Here is an 18,076-nt window from a genome sequence, read left to right on the forward strand (position 1 = left end):
GCGGCCTGCCTGACTTTTGCCGGGTGACAGCTCCGGCACACTCTGTAACCATCGGTTTCTTTGGGTGTTGTTCTCGCCCACGCAGGAGTTCGCATGTCTTCATCCAGCCCCCTTCGCCGCGACGTCGGCCCATTCGCCCTGATGCTCACCGGCCTGGGCTCGATCATCGGCTCCGGCTGGCTGTTCGGCGCGTGGAAAGCCGCCGGCTTAGCCGGCCCCGGAGCAGTGTGGGCGTGGGTACTGGGCGCGGCGATCATCATGACGATCGCGTTGACCTATGCCGAGCTGGGCGCGATGTTTCCCGAGTCCGGTGGCATGGTGCGCTACGGCCATTACTCGCATGGCTCGCTGGTCGGCTTCATCGCCGCATGGTCGAACTGGATCGCGATCGTGTCGGTGATCTCGGTGGAGGCCGAGGCCTCGGTGCAATACATGTCCGGCTGGAAGTGGCAATGGGCGAAGGACCTGTACGCGCATGTGCCGGGCGCATCAGGCGAACTCAGCCATGCCGGCCTGGTCATCGCCGCAGTGCTGGTAATCATCTATTTCCTGATGAACTTCTGGAGCGTGAAGCTGTTCGCCCACTCCAATACCGCAATCACCGTGTTCAAGCTGGTGGTGCCGGCGGCGACCGGCCTGTTGCTGATCGCCAGCGGTTTTCATCCTGAAAATTTCTCGGTCGGCATCCACGGTGGCGCGCACGTGACTGACTTCGCGGCCATCCTCACCGCCGTGGCCACCGCCGGCATCGTGTTCAGCTTCAACGGTTTCCAGAGTCCGGTGAACCTTGCCGGCGAAGCGCGCAATCCGGGCCGGAGCATCCCGTTCGCCATCGTCGGTTCGATCACGATCGCCACCGTCGTCTACATGATCCTGCAGGTCGCCTATATCGGCGCGATACCACCGGACCTGCTGGCCAAGGCCGGCTGGCACGGCCTCGATTTCAGCTCGCCGTTCGCGGATCTGGCGAAAATTCTCGGCCTGTTCTGGCTGGCGAACCTGCTGTTCCTCGATGCGTTCATCAGCCCCAGCGGCACTGGCATGACCTACACCGCCACCACCGCGCGGATGATCTACGGCATGGAACGCAACGGCACGCTGCCGAAGATCCTCGGTCTTGTGGATCCGAAGTCGGGTGTGCCACGCCCGGCGATGTGGCTGAACCTGGTGGTGTCGTTCCTGTTCCTGTTCTTCTTCCGCGGCTGGGGCACGCTGGCCGCGGTGATCTCGGTGGCCACGATCATTTCCTACCTCACCGGCCCGGTCAGCGTGATGACGCTGCGCCGCACCGCGAGTGAGCTGCATCGTCCCTTGCGCATCACCGGCCTGCCGATTCTTGCCGGCATCGCCTTCATCATGGCGACGGAACTGCTGTACTGGGCCAAGTGGCCGTTCAACGGGCAAATCATCCTGCTGATCGTGGTGGCGCTGCCGGTGTACCTGTACTACCAGGCCAAGAGCGGCTGGCACGACTTCGCCCGACAGATGAAGGGTGCGTGGTGGCTGGTGGTCTACCTGCCGGTGATCGCGTTCACCGCTTGGGCCGGCAGTACCACGTTCGGCGGCCAGGGTTATCTGACTTACGGCTGGGACCTGGTCGTGGTCGCGGTGATCGGCCTGGTGTTCTACGTGTGGGGCGTGAAATCCGGCTGGCGCACGCCGTCGGTGGAAGCCGCGCAGTTGGCAGCACAAAGTAATCCGACTTCTCCGCTGATACCGCCGGATGAAGCGACCGCGGAGCGCATCACCGGGCACTGAATTTCGATCATTTGACCAAACAAGAACGCGCGGCTCATCGCCGCGCGTTTTTTGTTTCTAATGCCTCCAGCCACTTCATCCGCATCTGACAACGACAGCATTAGTTGTAAAGTGAATACTTGGAACTTGGATCGTGGCCTTCACGTTACTCAACCGAGGGACGTCAGATGAATCCGCAGAAGCCAGTCGGTGCAAGAGTAAAAATTTCGAAGAACGGCCCCTATCTCGTTTCGGGACGGCTCCCTCTGCAAAAGGAGACCATCGGCACGAACGCAGATGACGAGTCGATAAAGTGGGAAAAAGGGCAGCACTATGCTGCGGAGGAGCAATACGCACTCTGTCGCTGCGGCCATAGCGCGAACAAGCCATTTTGCGATGGCACGCATGCCAAGGTCGGCTTTGACGGCAGCGAAACCGCGAGTCGCAAGCCGTATCTCGAGCAAGCCGAAGTCATTCGGGGCCCAGTGATGTCGCTGACCGACGTCGAGAGCCTGTGCGCATTCGCGCGGTTTTGCGATCCGCGCGGCAAGGTATGGAACCTCGTCAACGAAACCGACAACCCCACGGCCAGCAAGCATTTCGTTAGTCAGACCTGCGACTGCCCGTCGGGACGGCTGGTGGCTTGGGACAACGAAACCGGTAAAGCGATCGAACCTGCGTTTGAGCCATCGATCGCTCTGATCGAAGATCCTGCCCAGCATTGTTCCGGGCCGATCTGGTTACGCGGCGGCGTGCAGCTGATCGGCGCCGATGGCTTTGAATACGAAGTGCGTAATCGCGTGACTCTGTGCCGCTGCGGCGCATCGCAGAACAAGCCGTTCTGCGATGGCACTCATGCGTCGATGGGGTTCAGCGACAGCAAGTGAAAGTGCGCCTGCCTGCGCTACATCATCCCGGCGCCAGCACATCTCCCAATAGCGCCTGCGCGGTCACCTCCGGTCCCGCGTCCGGCCCCTGGATCACCAAAGGCTGGGTGTTGTGCCGGGTAGTGGTAAGCGCGCAGTGGTTGTCGGTGCCATACGGGCGCGCGCAGCGCCTTGGGCACCAGACCCTGCACATCCACCTCGTCGGTGCCGAGGGAAAATGCCGCGTTGCGGGCGATGATCAGCAGTTTGCGCGCCACGTCCTCGACGGAAAGATCGGAGCGTGGATCAGGCTCGGTGTCGCCCAGTTGACGCGCTTCGCGCAGCAAGACAGAGAATGGCTGGTTGCCGTCATACTGGTTGAACACCCACGACAACGAGCCGGAGAACACGCCTTCCAGCGTGAGCAAGCTGTCACCACAGGTACGCAAACGGCGCACTGCCCAGCAGAAGCATTGATTGTGTAAGCATCGATTCGTGATAAACGAAAGCCCCGCCGAGTCGGGGCTTTCAACCAATCATATCCGCGCCACCACCATCGGCCTCACCATACAGCCGCGTCTGCAATCGATACAGCTCGGCATAGCGCCCATTTGCCTGTAGCAATTCGTCGTGACTACCCTGCTCGATCAGCACACCACGCTCCAAGAAGAAGATCCGGTGTGCCTTGCGGATGCTCGCCAGCCGATGGGTGATCAGGATCACCGTACGCTGCTGCGCCAGCTTGCGCAGGGACTCGTACACCGCCTGTTCGGCCTTGGCATCCAGCGACGACGTAGGCTCGTCCCAGATCACCAGCGGCGCATCGCGATACAGCCCGCGCGCGACTGCCAACCGCTGCCATTGGCCGCCGGATAGATCCTGACCGCCGAGAAAATGACGCGACAGCAAGGTATCCCAGCGCCGCGGCAGCCTGTCGATAACCTCGCTCGCGCCGGCGTCGCGTGCCGCGCGCCGCAGATCGTGCTCGCCCGGATCGGGCCGGTCATGCCGTCCGAGACGCACGTTGTCACGCGCATTGCGCGGCCAGCGTACGGGCTCCTGCAGCACCATGGCGACGCGATCGGCCAACGACTCGGGCGCCATTGCACGCAGATCAACACCGCTCCAGCTGATCCGCCCCGCGCTTGGCCGATACAGGCCGGCGATCAACTTCGCCAGGGTGGTCTTGCCGGAACCGTTCTCGCCGACTAGGGCAATCGTCTCGCCCGCCTGGATGGTCAGCGAGATCTCCTGCAGCGCCAGGCCCTGTGCACCGGGATAGCCAAAGCTGACCTGCTCCAATTCGATCTGGCCCGGTGCCTGCGGTGCCTCGACACCAGCTGCCGGACCACGCTGGAGTTCCAACTGCTCGATAAATTCCCGGTAGTCGCTGATATACAGCGCCTTCTCGAACAGTTCGCGCGCCACCAGCATCAACCTGGCAAGCGCCGCGCTGGCACTGCGAATCGCGATCACCGCCGTGCCGGCAGCGGCCAGATCCAGCCAGCGCTCATCGAGCATCACGCCGAGTGCCACAAAGGTACCGATCAGCCCCAACCCGGACAGCAGCCGGCCCAACGTGGTCGATCGGGTCTCGGCCATACCTTGGCGCACCAGATGCCGCTCAAGTTCGGTCGCGCTGCGGCGGTATTCCGCCAGCACATAGTCCTGTGCCTGGTTGGCGCGGATCTCCGGCGCCGCTTCGCGCTCGGTGGCCAACTCAGCCATCATCTGGGTTTGCCGGGTCAGCGCGATCGTGGTCGGCATCGCAGCGTATTGCAGGCCGGCGGCCTTCAGCGCGGCCCAACCATCCGGCAGCAGCGCAAGCAACAACACTGGCAGCAACAGCGGATGCAGCAGAAACACTGCGAGCGAGGCACCGGCCACCGCGAGCAGCGCGCTGAGCACCTCGACCAAACAAGCGGTAGCGCTTTCCATATGCATCACACCGCGATCCTTCGCGCGATGCAGCCGATCGTAGAACGCCGGATCGTCGAACGATTCCAGCGGCACTTGCAGGCTGACTTCGAACAGTTGCTCCTCGGCCACGCGATGCACTCGCGGCGCCAGTCGCACCCTGGCGATGGACGTCAAGGCGTCCATCGCGATACGCAGCAGATACACGGCGCACAACAGCAGCAGCAGCGGCAAGGCGGCTCGCAGTTGCGCTGGATTGCCGGGCCCGTTGAAGACGCGCGCCAGCACTTTGGCCGTCAGCAACAGACCCAAGGTAGTAGCCGCGCCGGCGAGCAATTGCGCCACTACCACCAGCACCGCAAGTCTCGGCGAAGCGCGCCGCAGAATACCCACCACCGGTCGTGCCGCCATGCCCAGGCGACGCAATAGCGCGCGCAGCCCTACGGCTTGCTGCGCTTGATCGTCCAGACGCCAGTACGGGGTGTGCAGCTCTGCCTGATCGACCTGGTCTGCCTGCGTGTTCAGAACCGATCGCCTCCGAGAGTGAGGATCGAGGGCAGGGCGCTGTCCGGATGCGCTTTCAATAGCTGATAGGCGATACCACCCTGACCCGACATCAGTCCTGGCGAAAAGATCTCGCGGGTCATGCCGCAGATCGGGCCGTGTTGCTCCAGGCTGGTCAGCACGTATTCCAGCAGCCCGTCGCGCGACAGCTCCGGCGGTCCCTCACCGGCAACGATTGCATGATCCAGCAACTCCCACGCACTGAGATCACCGTGGCAGACACAGTGGTTCCAACCCAGCCCCAACCGCCAGGTCGCCGCGGCAGCACGCCGCAGCAGCAGCCGCGTCGACGGCTGCCGCAGCTGTGGATCGAGATCGAGCCGGGCCAAACCGATCCCGACCGAGCCATGGCACCACGCGGCGGCGGTTTTGATGCCACCCAGCAGGCGCTTGTCTAGCCAGTTTTGTTCTTCGTCATCGAACAGGGCGTCCTCGAAAGCGAACGCCGCCTGCGCCGTTTGTAGATATCGCGCCTCGCCGCTGGCTTGGGCCAGCCTGCTCAAGGCCCAACCGATTCCGCTGACACCGTGCGCAAAACCGCCGATACCGTCCGGCCATTGCTCATACACCCAGAACGCCTGCCCATCGCGTTGGCTGGCCTGCGCACACAACTGGTCACCGAGAGCACAGGCCATATCCAGATAGCGCGTATCACCAGTGCGCTTGGCCAGCATCAGCAAGGGCGGGATCGCGCCTGGTGCACCGGAAAGCACATCTTGCACATCGCAGGCGGCGGCCGCCTCGGCGATATCGTCGGCCATCGCGCAGGCGCGGGCCACGCTGTCATCGCCTGCCATGCCCCAATCGGCCAAAATCAGCCGTGTCCAGATCAGCGAACCCAAGCCGAAATAGCCGCCAGGCGACAAGGGGCGCACCTCGATACTACTGTTGCGCTGGTTCTGGCGTTTCGCCTCGGCCAAATCGAGCGTGCGCAAGGTTGCGGCGAATAAGGCCTCGATGCCCTCGACCGGATCGGCACGGCCAGCTTGAGCTTCACGCAGATAGGCCGCGGTCAGCAGCGCGACCCCGGCAGTGCCGCCGTACAGGTCCAAGCCCACCGGCTGCACCGACCAGTCCGTGTCCGGATCGAATACAGGGGCGATCCAGGCGACGCTGCCATCGTCGCCGCGGATCGCGCTGGACAGCAGCTCGCGCATGATTTGCGCCGCCAGCAATCGGCGGCGCGCATCGTGTTCGCCGGTATGCGCTCGTGCCGGCCACATCGATGTCTCATCCGGCAACCAGCCTTGATTGATATAGGCACTGATCAAAGCACCCTGGATCACCTTGCGTTCCAGTTGCAGATCGGCGGCACGCCAATGCCGCAGCGCCGCCTCGATCAGGTCGCCCTGTGCGCGCCAGCGTGTGCCGCGCGGACCTTCCAACTGCCCTTCGCCGGCCATCGCGGTAAAGAACGGAATATCGCCGACCAGCAGATCGTCGATCTCGGCCTCGATCACCACGGACTCGCCTGGTGCTGCCGCCACGTTGGCGGCCATCTTGCTTAATAGTTCACGCGCCCGCTTTCGTGCCGGTGGCTCGTTATGCAGTGACACCGGATGCCACAACATGCGACCCAGTTCGGCATACACCTCGGTGGCGCGGGGCACTACCCGGATACGGCAGTCGGCAAACGCGGCCAACCGTATGCGCAGCGTGCCGGCGGCGTCAAGTGTGTGCAGGTGTGCGGTCATCTGATCGAATGCATCCAGCACCTCGGGCCAGTACTGCGCTAGCGCCGGCTGCGGACTGGGATGATTCTGCGAGATCGGCGCCGACACCAGGCTGGTACCGATATGCGCCTGATCGGTGCCGGGCTCGAGGATATCCGGCAGCGGCAGCAGCGGCTGCTCTCCCGGCAGCATACCGACCGCCGAAGCATCGACGCCACGCCAGCCCAGTCCCACACCGCGGCCCGGCAGCATGCCGATGCTCAGCACCGTGCCAGCGACCAGTTCCGATGCGCGGTCCAATGCCTGCCCGAAGCCGGAGGGCGATGGCGCAACCTTTGGCGTAAACAGCGTCTCGCAATCGATCACCACGGGACTGTCGCCATGGGCGATCACGTTCTCCGCGTGCAGATCGGTCCCGCCGAGCAGGCGCATCACCGCCAGCCAGTGGCCGATGCCGCGATAGAAACCGCGCAGTTGCCCGGCATCCGCTGCGTAGCGATGGCCGATAAATTCGGTCCAGCCATAACCCTTGCGCGCCACCACCCGGGGTACGCGCATGCTTGATCGCTCAGTCTGCGCGTCGGCGAGCTCGTCGACAAAATCGGCCAGCACGATATCCACCGCCACCGAACGCGGTTTGTAGACCAGGCGCCCGCCGGTGCAGCGCAGCAGTGCTACGGTTTGTCCGCCGCGATGACTGTCGCCAGCACTGAAACTCATTTCCAACAAGTCGCCCAGCGGCTCGGCGCACAGCGACGCCAGGCTGGCGCGATCAACCGCCCAGCGTTGCGCGAAATTCAACGATGCTGCGCAGCGATGCTGCACGATATACGTGACCCGCGCCAACAAACCGGGATAGCGCTCGGCCCGGCTATCCCAGAAGCTGCGCTGCGACGAAAGGTCGAGAAACTGCTGCCAACGCTGAGCACTATCGTCGCCATGCAGTTGGCCGGTGACCCGCGCCGCATTCAGCTCCAGCAGCAGCATGCGGCTAAGCTTGCTGTGCAGCACGGCGTAGAGGGATTGCCGCGTCGCGGCCAGGATCGCTTCGCGTTCGCGCTCAACAAGGCCGGTAATCAACGCAAACTGGGTTGCCAGCTCGTCCAACGCGGACGAGAACAGGCAACCCAGCGATGCATCAAAATTACCGGCGTCCGTGGTGGACGCCATCGGGTTTAGCAGCACTGACGCGTTTGTGACCCCGTACAAGCCGTGCCGCATCCACCGAGCGTGGTTGGCCTGATCGATTCGCTGACGATGTCGGCCTCGGCGAATTGGCTGCTGCTGAACAGCGGACCGGCTGGATTGTCCAGTCCAGCATCGTTGAGCCAACCAGAGACCATATCGTTTGCATTGCTCATAACATCTACCTCTTAGATGGTTGAGGAAAATCGTGCCGGAAAGATGTGCAAAGGCAAACGGCGATTTATGAGCTTTGCTTTATGTCGAACCGCCTCCACCCCGTAAACTCCGCCGACAAACTGGGAGATCACTCTCCCGCGGCGATGGTAGTCACGCTTAAAAGAACCGGTCTACCTGGGCGAATTACCAGTTGACTATTCCAGCGGAATAGCCACATTACGGCGCAAAGCAGTGCAGCATTTCATGGCGGTCGTGTAGATTTTCGTGCCGGATACATATGGATGATATTGCAGCATTGGTGCGATCCAGACAGTCGCAACATGCTTTGTTGTGAGGCATGTTGCGACTGCCGCACGACGGAAATTTAGCGCTTCTGGATAAACTTTCGTCACCGCTACAAAAGGGCTAACACGTCACCAAGCAAAGCCTGTGCGGTCACTTCCGGCCCCGCGCCTGGCCCCTGAATCACCAGCGGTTGGGTGTTGTAACGGGTAGTGGTGAGGGCGAACTGGTTGTCCGTGCCGTAGAGGCGTGCGGCAGGATGGGTAACGGGGACTTCGGCGATGCCGACGCGCGCCTTGCCACGCTGGTTGAGACGGGCGAGGAAGCGCAGCACGTTGCCGCGTGATTTGGCTTCGGCGTGACGCGCGGCAAGCGGTTCGTCCAGTTCCGTCAGCCGAGCCAGAAACTGCTCGGCAGTGATCGCACGCAGCGGTTCGGGCACCAGGCTTTCCACCTGTACCTCATCGACGCCCAGGGCGAAGCCCGCGTTGCGGGCGATGATCAGCAGTTTGCGCGCCACGTCCTCGCCGGAAAGATCCGAGCGTGGATCGGGCTCGGTGTAGCCCAGTCGACGCGCCTCGCGCAGCAAGACAGAGAATGGCTGGCTGCCGTCGTACTGGTTGAACAGCCACGACAGCGAACCGGAGAACACGCCTTCCAGCGTGAGCAGGCTGTCACCACAGCTACGCAAACGGCGCAGCGTGGACAGCACCGGCAGGCCTGCTCCAACAGTGGCCGAATCGCCGTAGCGACCGCCGTTCGCGACCGCCGCCTGCAGCGCACGCCAGCCGGGCAGTTCGCCGCCCGCCAGCGCCTTGTTCGCGGTGACCACGTGATAACCACGTGCCAGCCACTCGGCGTGGCGCGACGCCAGGGACACGCTGGCAGTGGCGTCGACGATCACCTTCACCGCCGCACTGCTGGCATCCAGCACCTCAAGCAGGATGGCATCGCTGCGCGCATCGCCCTGGCTGTTCAACTGCTCGCGCAGGCTGCGATTGGCCAAATGGATCGGATCGGTCTGCTGGCGGCGTGAGTTGGCCGCACCGACCAGCCGCACGCTGGCGGCAGCCGGCGTGTTGAGCAGCTTCAACAACGCGCCACCGACCACGCCTGTACCTAGCAGCACGATGGCAATCGTGGGCGCGGTTCCAACTGCGAGGGTGGCGCGCGGCAGCTTGCGGTCAACCGCAGCAGCCGCTTCTTCCAGCACCGCGCTCATGCGATCACCCGGCGTTTGGATTTATCCACGGCGACGGCACGCAACAGCGCCGCATCGAGATCGCGCAGCAGGTCGTCGCCATCTTCGATGCCCACCGACACCCGCAACAGGCTGTCGGCGATACCGGCGGCGTGACGCGCTTCCACCGCCATCGACGAATGCGTCATCGAGGCCGGATGCGCGATCAGGCTCTCCACTCCGCCCAGCGACTCGGCCAGCGAAAAATACTCGAGCCCATCGACGAACGCTTCGATCTGGGTGACATCGCCTTCCAGCTCGAAACTGAGCATGGCGCCGAAGCCTTGCTGCTGACGTGCGGCCAGGGCGTGACCGGAATGGCTGGCAAGGCCGGGGTAATACACCTTGCGTACGGCCGGATGGGCATCCAGCTGCACGGCAATGCGTTCGGCGTTCTCCTGATGCTGACGCAGGCGTACGGACAGGGTACGCAGGCCGCGCAAGGTCAGGTAGCTGTCGAATGGCGCTCCGGTGAGGCCGTTGCAGTTGGCCCACCACTTCAGCTGCTCGAACACGGCCGGCTCACGCGCCACCACCGCGCCGCCGACCACGTCGCTATGACCGTTGATGTACTTGGTAGTGGAGTGCACCACCACATCCGCACCGAGCAGCAATGGCTGCTGCAGTGCCGGCGACAGGAAGGTGTTGTCAACCACCACCAGCGCACCGACCGCATGCGCGGCCTGCGCCACGTGGCGGATGTCGGTAATCCGCAGCAAGGGATTGGACGGCGTCTCCACCCAGACCAGCGCCGGCTTCTGCGCCAGGCCCGCGGCGAGCGACACACTGTCGGTCAAGTCGGCGAATTCAACACTGAAACGACCCTTCTTTGCCCACGCATCCAGCAAGCGCCAGGTGCCGCCGTAACAATCGTGCGCAGCGAGGACTTTCGATCCCGCCGGCACCAGTTCCAGCGCCAGCGCCACCGCCGACATGCCACTGGACGTCACCACCGCGCCAGCGCCCTGCTCCAGTTCCGCCAGTGCATTGCCGAGCAGGTCACGGGTGGGATTGCCGCTACGCGAATAATCGTAGGCGCGCTTGCGGCCGAGGCCAGCGAAACTGTAGTTGCTCGACAGATGCAGCGGCGGCACCACGGCGCCGTGCTGGGTGTCGCTTTCGATGCCGGCGCGCACGGCGCGGGTACTTGTACCTTTCTCGGTACAGGGGGCGGACTCGCTCATGGGTGGATCTCCAGTTCTTGCTAGTTATCGGATGTAGTCAGGCCAGCGCTTCGCGCAATAGCGGCGCGAGCTGCTCGGGTTCTTTCAAGAAGGCATCGTGGCCGTACGGCGACTCGACTACTTCCAGCGTGGCCGGGCCGTGCAGGCGGCGCTGCAGCTCGCACAGGTCGGCCAGCGGCACCAGCCGGTCGGACGGGAAGCCGATCAGCGTGGTCGGCGTCGGGATCTGCTCCGGCGTCACGTCATGCAGGTCGATCGATTCGGACAGCGCGAGGAAACGATCCGCATCGAAACGCTCGACGAAGCGGCGCCCCTGATGCTCCAGATAGTCCTCGACCGGGAAATGGAAGCGCTCGTCACGCCATTCCGGGCCACCGGCAAAGCGCCGGCCGAATTCGCCGCTGCCGCGGTAGGTGGTGATCGCCAGCTGGCGTGCCAGCGCCAGTGCCTCATCGACCCGGCCGGTCGACTGACCGAGCCGCACGATGCCGCGCTGCACGCTGCGCTGCGCGGTGGCCAGCGGATGCGGCCGGTGCGCGCCGGCCAGCAGCAGCAGCCGATCGACGCAGCGTGGATGGCGCGCCGCGAAGGCCAGCGCCACCATCGCGCCGTACGAGGAACCGACGAAGGCGTGCGCCTGCGGGACCGCCAGCGCCTGCAGCAGCGCGGCCAGCGCGTCGGCCTGATCCTCACTGGATACCGAGTCGACGCCCAGCTCGGCCGGGGTCAGCCAGTCGATCGCCAGCACGCGCCAGCGGTCCAGATCGATCGCTGCACCGGCGCCCACCAGCGCCTGCCACCAGCCCGGAGCGCTGTCGCCGTCCAGCGCGGTGACGTCGCGACTGGCCGAGATACCGCCCTGGACGATCAAGGTCGGTGCATCGGGCGCGCCGCACCACAGGTAGCGCACCTCGACCTCGCGCGGGCCGGCGCCGTATTTCGGGGTGAGCCGCAGCCGCCGCGTACTGCGCTGGGCGGTCAGCTGCGGGCGCGCGTGTCGCGCCTCCAGGCCTTCGACAAACGCGGCGTGGCTGGTCTCGACATAGCGGGTTTCGGGCAGGAAGGTCATCTCGCTCTCCGGTAGGCATCGCCCTGCGCAGTACCGGAAAGGTCGCCATTCCGGAATCGGCAGCGGATAGCTGCGATACCGATGACGCCCATCTACCGGTCAGTGCCGAAGCACCTCCGCAGGAGTTGGCACCGTGGCGGAAACGCTCCGCAGGTTGCCCCGGCTTCAAAGGGCCTGTCCCTCAGCCGGTCTCGATGAGTAGAGCGGATATTGAACGCCTTGTTTCACAGTGTCAATAGACGTCTAAACATCTAAACGCATATATGTTTATTCGTGATAACGATTTGCCATATACCTGAAACATCCTCATGCTGACCATCCATGCCATCACCTGAAGCCACACCCCGCAGGCCGGAGGATGCTGAAGTCCTACCTGCAACTGGTGCCGGCACCACAAGGTTGACTGGCTTATTGCCTCTCCCCTGCGACCGAAGGAAGTCCCTTTTCGGGACAAGCAGGGGGAGGAGAATCTCTGCCAAGCCCACTCATCAAGCCGTCGCCATGAGCATTCACCTTGACCTCTCCGCCACCATCGGCCACACCCCGCTGCTGCGGCTGCGCCACGCTTCCGCGTTGACCGGTTGCGAGATCCTGGCCAAGGCCGAGTTCCTGAATCCCGGCGGCTCGATCAAGGACCGCACCGCGCTTGGCCTGCTGCGCGATGCCGAGCAGCGCAGCCTGATCCGTCCAAGCGGCACCATCGTCGAAGGCACTGCCGGCAATACCGGCATCGGACTGGCCTTGCTCGGTGCCAGTCTGGGTTATCGCACGGTGATCTTCATGCCGGAGACGCAGAGTCGCGAGAAGATCGATGCACTGCGCGTCACCGGCGCCGAGGTGCGGCTGGTACCTGCCGTGCCGTACAAAGATCCGAACCATTACGCACATCACGCCCGCCGACACGCCGAGGCATTGAACGCGATCGACACGGGCATCGCATGGTTCGCCAACCAGTTCGACAACACCGCCAACCGCGACTTCCACGAAGCCACTACCGGCGTGGAAATCTGGGAAGACACCGACGGCCGTGTGGACGGCTTCGTCTGTGCCGCCGGCACCGGCGGCACCTTGGCCGGCGTCGGCCGCGCACTGAAAGCGCGCAAGCCGGGCGTGATGATCGCACTGGCCGATCCCACCGGCTCCGCGCTAGCCAGCTACGTCAATACCGGCGAACTGACTGCCACGGGCAATTCGATCAGCGAGGGCATCGGCTCCAGCCGCGTCACCGCCAACTTCGACGGCGCGCCAATCGACCTGGCCTGGTCGATTCCCGACGATGAATCGGTGCCGCTCGCCCACTTGCTGCTGCACGAGGAAGGCTGGTGCGTCGGTGGCTCCAGCGGCGTCAACCTGGCCGGCGCGATCCGCCTCGCACGCGCACTCGGCCCCGGCCATACCATCGTCACCGTGCTCGCCGATGCCGGCACGCGCTATCAGGCCAAACTGTTCAATCCGGCGTTCCTCCACGAAAAAGGCATACCCGTGCCGGACTGGCTGGCGCAGGCGTTCCCGGGCTGAGGCGATCGCTGCGATGGCAGAGTCTGCGCCGCTTCATGCGCCTCCTGCTAACGTATTCGCATGACCGCACACTCCGACACGTCGACGTTGCACATCCAGCTGCAACGCGACGGCTTTGCCTTCCTCACCGCCGACCAGATGCGCGACCTGTTACAGGCGCAGGCGCTGAGCGACTGGCCCGCGTTCGCCGCCAGCTGGAACGATCTGGGACCCGACACCTATCTGGCTGCACGCGGCCGGCAGCGGCGCCGGCGGCATGCGGTGTACGCCGCCGATGCCAGCGGTGAGATCCGGCGCGAACCGCACCAACCGCATTACCAGAGCCTCACCTACAACACCCTGCAGGGCGACATCCAGCGCTGGTTCGATCCGGTGCAGCAAGCGATCGCCGAAGGCCCCAGCCTGCGGCGCATCCTCGCCTTCAGCCGTGAACTGTTCGGCGCGCTGGCGCCGGCCACTCGCCATTGGCACATCGAGGTGCACCAGTTCCGCATTGAGGCGCGTGCGGGCGAGGCCGGCGAGCCAACTCCGGAAGGCGTGCATCGCGACGGCGTCGACTATGTGCTGGTGCTGCTGATTGACCGCGCCAACATCGAGAGCGGCACCACCACCATCCACGCCCACGATGGCACCCTGCTGGGCAGCTTCACCCTCACCCATGCACTGGACGCCGCCCTGGTCGACGATGCCCGCGTCTACCACGGCGTTACCGCAGTGACGCCGCTCGATCCTAAGCACCCAGCCCATCGCGACGTGCTGGTGGTGACGTTCAAGGCCTCCACATAGCAGCCCGTGCATCGCTGCAATTGTTACGACATCGTCATCGGACGTGTGCCGCGCACCGAGCACCCCGGGCAAGCCGCGAATTTGCTGGAATAGCCATCAACATCCGCGTTACGTCACACCCGCTATGATGGAACCCACATTTTTCACAAGGTACCCCCCATGTCCCTCGATTCATCTCATCGCAGGGACAACGCTGCCCCCGCCTTGCCACACGATGCCATCGAGGAGCGGTTGAAGTTCAGCGGTGACAACTCCTTCCATCGCGAACTGCGTCGACGTGTCGACGCCGAGTTCGAGCGCAGCGGCCGCCACCAGCGTGACAGTGCGCAGATGTATCTGAAGACGGCGATCATCCTTGGCCTGTTCGCGCTCACCTATGTAGCGCTGGTGTTCTTCGCGACCAGCGGCTGGCAGGCCCTTCTGCTGAGCATCGTGCTCGGCGTGGCGACAGCCGGGATCGGTTTCAACATCATGCATGACGGCGGCCATCAGGCGTATTCGGAACGCCGCTGGATCAACCGGCTGATGGCAATGACGCTGGATATGGTCGGCGGCAGCTCGTACATCTGGCAGTGGAAGCACGCACGTTTCCACCATACATGGGTCAACGTCGCCGGGCATGACAGTGACATCGACCTCGGCGTACTGGGGCGCCTTTCCCCATCGCAACCGAGGCGACCATGGCATCGCTGGCAACACTTCTACCTGTGGGTGCTGTACGGCGTCACCGCGATCCGCTGGCATCTGTACGGCGATTTCCGCGACATGATTACCGGCACTGTCGGCGAACGTCCGTTCGCGCGCCCGCGCGGTTGGGATCTGGCTGTGTTCGTGGTCGGCAAGCTGGCGTTCTTCACCCTTGCGTTCGGGTTGCCGCTGGCCTTCCATTCGATCGGTGCCGTGCTGCTTTTCTACACGGTGACCACCGCCGTCGCTGGCGTGCTGCTGGCGCTGGTGTTCCAGATGGCGCACGTGGTGGAAGAGGCAGCGTTTCCCGAGCCGAATGAAGGCGGTCAGCAGATGGACACGCCATGGGCGATCCATCAGCTGGAAACCACGGTGGATTTCGCGCGCGGCAATCGCGTATTGAGCTGGTTGATCGGCGGCCTGAATTTCCAGGTGGAACACCACCTTTTTCCACGTATCTCGCACGTGCACTATCCGGCCGTCGCACGCGTGGTGGAAGAGGCCTGCCGCGAATTCGGAGTGACCTACCTCGAACATCGCACGTTCGCTGCCGGCATCGCTTCGCATTACCGCTGGCTGCGGCAACTGGGCCGCCCAGTCATCGTGACAGCCACCGCTCCAGTATCCGTACTGGAACCCGAACCGCTGCCGCAGACCTGAGCCACCCATTCCACGTGCCCGTGGAAAGATCCGAGGCACGCGTGACTGTCGCCCACATGTGAATGCCGCACTCCCACGAAATTCACATGCAAAGAGCCTGCGGCTTGCGATGCTGTATCCGCAGTAGCCATGCCTTCGGTACGGTTTCACCTCCGTCAGGTGCGTGCGCTGACATTTGCCACTGTCCTTGACCTGTGGCTCCGCCACAAGCTTGGCATTCATAAAGGACACCTCATCATGAAAACGAAACTTGTCTTGGCTATGTGCGCAGCTCTGCTGGCTTCAAGTGCAGCGATGGCAGCGCAGGATGATCAAAGCAGCGACGGCACTGTTCAGACCACGAAAACCACTACTACGACCATGCAGCACGTCAGCGGCGCCCACACCACCTGGTACAAGGAAGGTGGCGTGATACCTACCGAGTATCGCGGCAACACCTATGTCGTTCAGCACTGGCAGACCGAGCATTTGAACGAACCCACGGAAGGATCCCACTGGGTGCGTGGTGACAATGGTGACTACCTGCTGGTCGACGAAAACACCGGCGCGATTACCAGCATCATCCATCAGCATTGATTGACCTGCTGGGCGCGGCTTCTTGCCGTACCCATGCTGACGGACCCATGGTTTCCATGGGTCCGTTTTTGTTTCTGCCGATCCGATCAAGTGGCATGCCGTTCCCGGAAACTGAAGGGCAGACAACAATCTGAACGCACCATCGCAGACAGGTGACCTACGTTCAAACGTGAACGGCGCACTGGCGCGAAATTCACATATTGAGGGCTTGCAGCTTGCAAAGCTGCCTGTGCATTAGGCATGCCCGGTGCGATTTAACTCTTAGCTAGTGCACGCTGAGATTTGCTGCCTTTCTTGTTGTGACTCGCCATTTACGAAGGAATACATCATGAAAACGAAACTTGTTTTGGCTATGTGCGCTGCCCTGCTGCTGTCCAATGTGGCGTTGGCGCAAACCGACGATCAAAGTGGTGGGACGGTTGAAACCACCAAGACGGTCACTACCACCGTGCAGCATATCGGTGGCAACAACGAGACCTGGTACAAACAGGGTGGCGTAATACCTACCGAGTATCGCGACAATCGGTATGTCGTTCAGCACTGGCAGACCGAGCACTTGAACGAACCCGCTGAAGGTTCCCATTGGGTGCGTGGCGACAACGGTGACTTCCTGCTGGTCGACGAAAACACCGGTGCCATCGTAAGCATCGTCCACCAGCAACACTGAAGCTGATCGGCCAAGGGCACGGTTTATCGCCGTGCCCTTGCAAACGGATCCATGGTTTCCATGGATCCGTTTTTTATTGCAGATTTCGATCTACTGCCCGCGTTTGCCGTTACCTCCCCTTGTAGAACTACAGGTTTGCGATGAACCGATCCGGCTGCGACACTGCGGCCACGGTGCTCCAGCCATGGAACGCCATGATCAACTCATCCAAGGGGAGTGACATGTCCATCGCCGCAAACGTCGTGATCGCCATCATCGCGCTGCTGCACCTGTGGTTCCTGATCCTGGAAATGTTCCTGTGGACCAAGCCCGCGGGCCGCCGCGCCTTTGGCCTCACCCCAGAATTCGCCGAGCAGTCGAAAGCGCTCGCCGCCAACCAGGGGCTCTACAACGGCTTCCTGGCCGCAGGACTGGCCTGGGGCCTCTACCTCGGCGGCGCCGGCTTCAGCGTGAAAGTGTTCTTCCTCGCATGTGTATTGGTCGCCGGCATCTTCGGCGGACTGACCGCGAGCAGGAAGATTCTGTGGATACAGGCATTGCCGGCCCTGATTGGGCTGGTACTCGTCCATCTGGCCTGACGAGGCAGACACTCATGGCGACGCCCTCTCGCGAAGCTGTCGGACAACGCTTCGATCAAGCGCTGATGCAACACGCCCGCGAAAAAACCTGGGCCGCGCTACATGGCATCCGCGAACGCATGCGTCCGGGCATCAGCGAAGACGAGGCGAAGCTCGAGGCAGCCGAGGTATTCCGCGAGCTAGGCTTCGAGCGGCTATGGCATCCGGTGCTGATCCGCATCGGGCCGAACACCACCAAGATCTATCGGCAGCGCTCCGACCCCAGCGTGCGACTGGGCGAGAACGATAGCTACTTCATCGATCTTGGACTGGTATTCGACGGACACGAGGGTGATGTGGGCGATACATTCGTGGTCGGTCACGCGCCGGAACGTCAGGCTTGCGCGGAAGCGGCGCGGACGTTGTTCGGCGAAGTGGCCGACGTGTGGCGCTCGCAAGCGCTGAGCGGCCAGGCGCTGTATGCGTATGCCGGCCAGCGTGCCGCAGCGATGGGTTGGCGGTTCAACCACGCGATCAAAGGTCATCGGGTCAGCGACTTTCCGCATGCGATCCACAAGGCCGGCGACCTTGGTGATCTGGAAGCATCACCGTCTAGCGGACTGTGGATCCTGGAAATCCAGATCGCGCATCCGAGCGAACCGTTCGGCGCGTTCTACGAGGATCTGCTGGCGCGCTGATCCGCGCAAACACAGCAGCCACATACCCGCATT

General features: G+C 63.2%; 14 protein-coding genes, 1 pseudogene and 1 riboswitch. Of the genes and pseudogenes, 9 read left to right on the forward strand and 6 right to left on the reverse strand.

The features are described 5' to 3' along the window. Window positions 1–93 precede the first annotated feature (93 nt). A complete protein-coding gene (locus GSQ75_RS00390) occupies window positions 94–1,758 on the forward strand; it encodes an APC family permease (protein ID WP_158752576.1) in 1,665 nt (554 codons plus the stop codon). A gap of 167 nt (window positions 1,759–1,925) precedes the next feature. Then, window positions 1,926–2,624 (forward strand): CDGSH iron-sulfur domain-containing protein, encoded by a 699-nt coding sequence (locus GSQ75_RS00395; protein ID WP_158752577.1) that lies wholly within the window; start codon window positions 1,926–1,928, stop codon window positions 2,622–2,624. A gap of 22 nt (window positions 2,625–2,646) precedes the next feature. Here the strand turns inward: GSQ75_RS00395 and GSQ75_RS00400 are convergent. The 6 genes and pseudogenes from GSQ75_RS00400 to GSQ75_RS00425 form a co-directional block, all read right to left on the reverse strand. Further along, window positions 2,647–3,061 (reverse strand): annotated as a pseudogene (locus GSQ75_RS00400) (homoserine dehydrogenase); the annotation flags it as partial. Between the two features lie 70 nt (window positions 3,062–3,131). After that, entirely contained in the window at window positions 3,132–4,931 is a 1,800-nt protein-coding gene (locus GSQ75_RS00405) for an ATP-binding cassette domain-containing protein (RefSeq protein WP_158752578.1), read from the reverse strand. Window positions 4,932–5,041: 110 nt separating this feature from the next. After that, window positions 5,042–7,927 carry a type 2 lanthipeptide synthetase LanM family protein gene (locus GSQ75_RS00410; protein ID WP_158752579.1) on the reverse strand — a complete coding sequence of 962 codons (2,886 nt, stop codon included), beginning with the start codon at window positions 7,925–7,927 and terminating at the stop codon, window positions 5,042–5,044. 586 nt (window positions 7,928–8,513) lie between these two features. Further along, a complete protein-coding gene (locus tag GSQ75_RS00415; protein WP_158752580.1) occupies window positions 8,514–9,623 on the reverse strand; it encodes a homoserine dehydrogenase in 1,110 nt (369 codons plus the stop codon). Further along, window positions 9,620–10,825: a cystathionine gamma-synthase gene (gene metB / locus GSQ75_RS00420; protein WP_158752581.1), complete on the reverse strand. Its 1,206-nt coding sequence runs from the start codon at window positions 10,823–10,825 to the stop codon at window positions 9,620–9,622. Before metB ends, GSQ75_RS00415 begins: the two co-directional genes overlap by 4 nt. A gap of 37 nt (window positions 10,826–10,862) precedes the next feature. Then, the gene (locus GSQ75_RS00425; protein ID WP_158752582.1) at window positions 10,863–11,894 is read right to left on the reverse strand and encodes a homoserine O-succinyltransferase; all 1,032 of its coding nucleotides are present in this window, start codon (window positions 11,892–11,894) and stop codon (window positions 10,863–10,865) included. Between the two features lie 85 nt (window positions 11,895–11,979). Then, window positions 11,980–12,095, reverse strand: a riboswitch (SAM riboswitch). A 300-nt stretch (window positions 12,096–12,395) separates the two neighbouring features. Between GSQ75_RS00425 and GSQ75_RS00430 the strand changes: the two genes are divergently transcribed. From GSQ75_RS00430 to GSQ75_RS00460, 7 genes are all read left to right on the forward strand, one after another. Continuing rightward, window positions 12,396–13,412 carry a cysteine synthase A gene (locus tag GSQ75_RS00430; protein WP_158752583.1) on the forward strand — a complete coding sequence of 339 codons (1,017 nt, stop codon included), beginning with the start codon at window positions 12,396–12,398 and terminating at the stop codon, window positions 13,410–13,412. 60 nt (window positions 13,413–13,472) lie between these two features. After that, entirely contained in the window at window positions 13,473–14,198 is a 726-nt protein-coding gene (locus GSQ75_RS00435) for a 2OG-Fe dioxygenase family protein (protein WP_158752584.1), read from the forward strand. 159 nt (window positions 14,199–14,357) lie between these two features. Further along, window positions 14,358–15,545, forward strand: coding sequence for an acyl-CoA desaturase (locus GSQ75_RS00440; protein WP_158752585.1), 1,188 nt, complete (start codon window positions 14,358–14,360; stop codon window positions 15,543–15,545). A gap of 237 nt (window positions 15,546–15,782) precedes the next feature. Beyond that, window positions 15,783–16,121: an RcnB family protein gene (locus GSQ75_RS00445; protein ID WP_158752586.1), complete on the forward strand. Its 339-nt coding sequence runs from the start codon at window positions 15,783–15,785 to the stop codon at window positions 16,119–16,121. Window positions 16,122–16,449: 328 nt separating this feature from the next. Next, the gene (locus GSQ75_RS00450; protein WP_158752587.1) at window positions 16,450–16,788 is read left to right on the forward strand and encodes an RcnB family protein; all 339 of its coding nucleotides are present in this window, start codon (window positions 16,450–16,452) and stop codon (window positions 16,786–16,788) included. Between the two features lie 221 nt (window positions 16,789–17,009). Next, window positions 17,010–17,366 carry a DUF1304 domain-containing protein gene (locus tag GSQ75_RS00455; protein ID WP_158752588.1) on the forward strand — a complete coding sequence of 119 codons (357 nt, stop codon included), beginning with the start codon at window positions 17,010–17,012 and terminating at the stop codon, window positions 17,364–17,366. Window positions 17,367–17,380: 14 nt separating this feature from the next. After that, the gene (locus GSQ75_RS00460; RefSeq protein ID WP_158752589.1) at window positions 17,381–18,043 is read left to right on the forward strand and encodes a M24 family metallopeptidase; all 663 of its coding nucleotides are present in this window, start codon (window positions 17,381–17,383) and stop codon (window positions 18,041–18,043) included. Window positions 18,044–18,076: the final 33 nt, after the last annotated feature.

This window comes from Dyella sp. S184, from assembly GCF_009766065.1.
Lineage (GTDB): Bacteria > Pseudomonadota > Gammaproteobacteria > Xanthomonadales > Rhodanobacteraceae > Rhodanobacter.

Coding starts and splice junctions, on each gene's coding strand:
- GSQ75_RS00450 (WP_158752587.1), top strand. CDS start 16,450: ATGAAAACGAAACTTGTTTTGGCTATGTGCGCTGCCCTGCTGCTGTCC.
- GSQ75_RS00460 (WP_158752589.1), top strand. CDS start 17,381: ATGGCGACGCCCTCTCGCGAAGCTGTCGGACAACGCTTCGATCAAGCG.
- GSQ75_RS00415 (WP_158752580.1), bottom strand. CDS start 9,623: ATGAGCGCGGTGCTGGAAGAAGCGGCTGCTGCGGTTGACCGCAAGCTG.
- metB (WP_158752581.1), bottom strand. CDS start 10,825: ATGAGCGAGTCCGCCCCCTGTACCGAGAAAGGTACAAGTACCCGCGCC.
- GSQ75_RS00395 (WP_158752577.1), top strand. CDS start 1,926: ATGAATCCGCAGAAGCCAGTCGGTGCAAGAGTAAAAATTTCGAAGAAC.
- GSQ75_RS00390 (WP_158752576.1), top strand. CDS start 94: ATGTCTTCATCCAGCCCCCTTCGCCGCGACGTCGGCCCATTCGCCCTG.
- GSQ75_RS00435 (WP_158752584.1), top strand. CDS start 13,473: ATGACCGCACACTCCGACACGTCGACGTTGCACATCCAGCTGCAACGC.
- GSQ75_RS00445 (WP_158752586.1), top strand. CDS start 15,783: ATGAAAACGAAACTTGTCTTGGCTATGTGCGCAGCTCTGCTGGCTTCA.
- GSQ75_RS00410 (WP_158752579.1), bottom strand. CDS start 7,927: ATGGCGTCCACCACGGACGCCGGTAATTTTGATGCATCGCTGGGTTGC.
- GSQ75_RS00440 (WP_158752585.1), top strand. CDS start 14,358: ATGTCCCTCGATTCATCTCATCGCAGGGACAACGCTGCCCCCGCCTTG.
- GSQ75_RS00430 (WP_158752583.1), top strand. CDS start 12,396: ATGAGCATTCACCTTGACCTCTCCGCCACCATCGGCCACACCCCGCTG.
- GSQ75_RS00405 (WP_158752578.1), bottom strand. CDS start 4,931: ATGGCGGCACGACCGGTGGTGGGTATTCTGCGGCGCGCTTCGCCGAGA.
- GSQ75_RS00455 (WP_158752588.1), top strand. CDS start 17,010: ATGTCCATCGCCGCAAACGTCGTGATCGCCATCATCGCGCTGCTGCAC.
- GSQ75_RS00425 (WP_158752582.1), bottom strand. CDS start 11,894: ATGACCTTCCTGCCCGAAACCCGCTATGTCGAGACCAGCCACGCCGCG.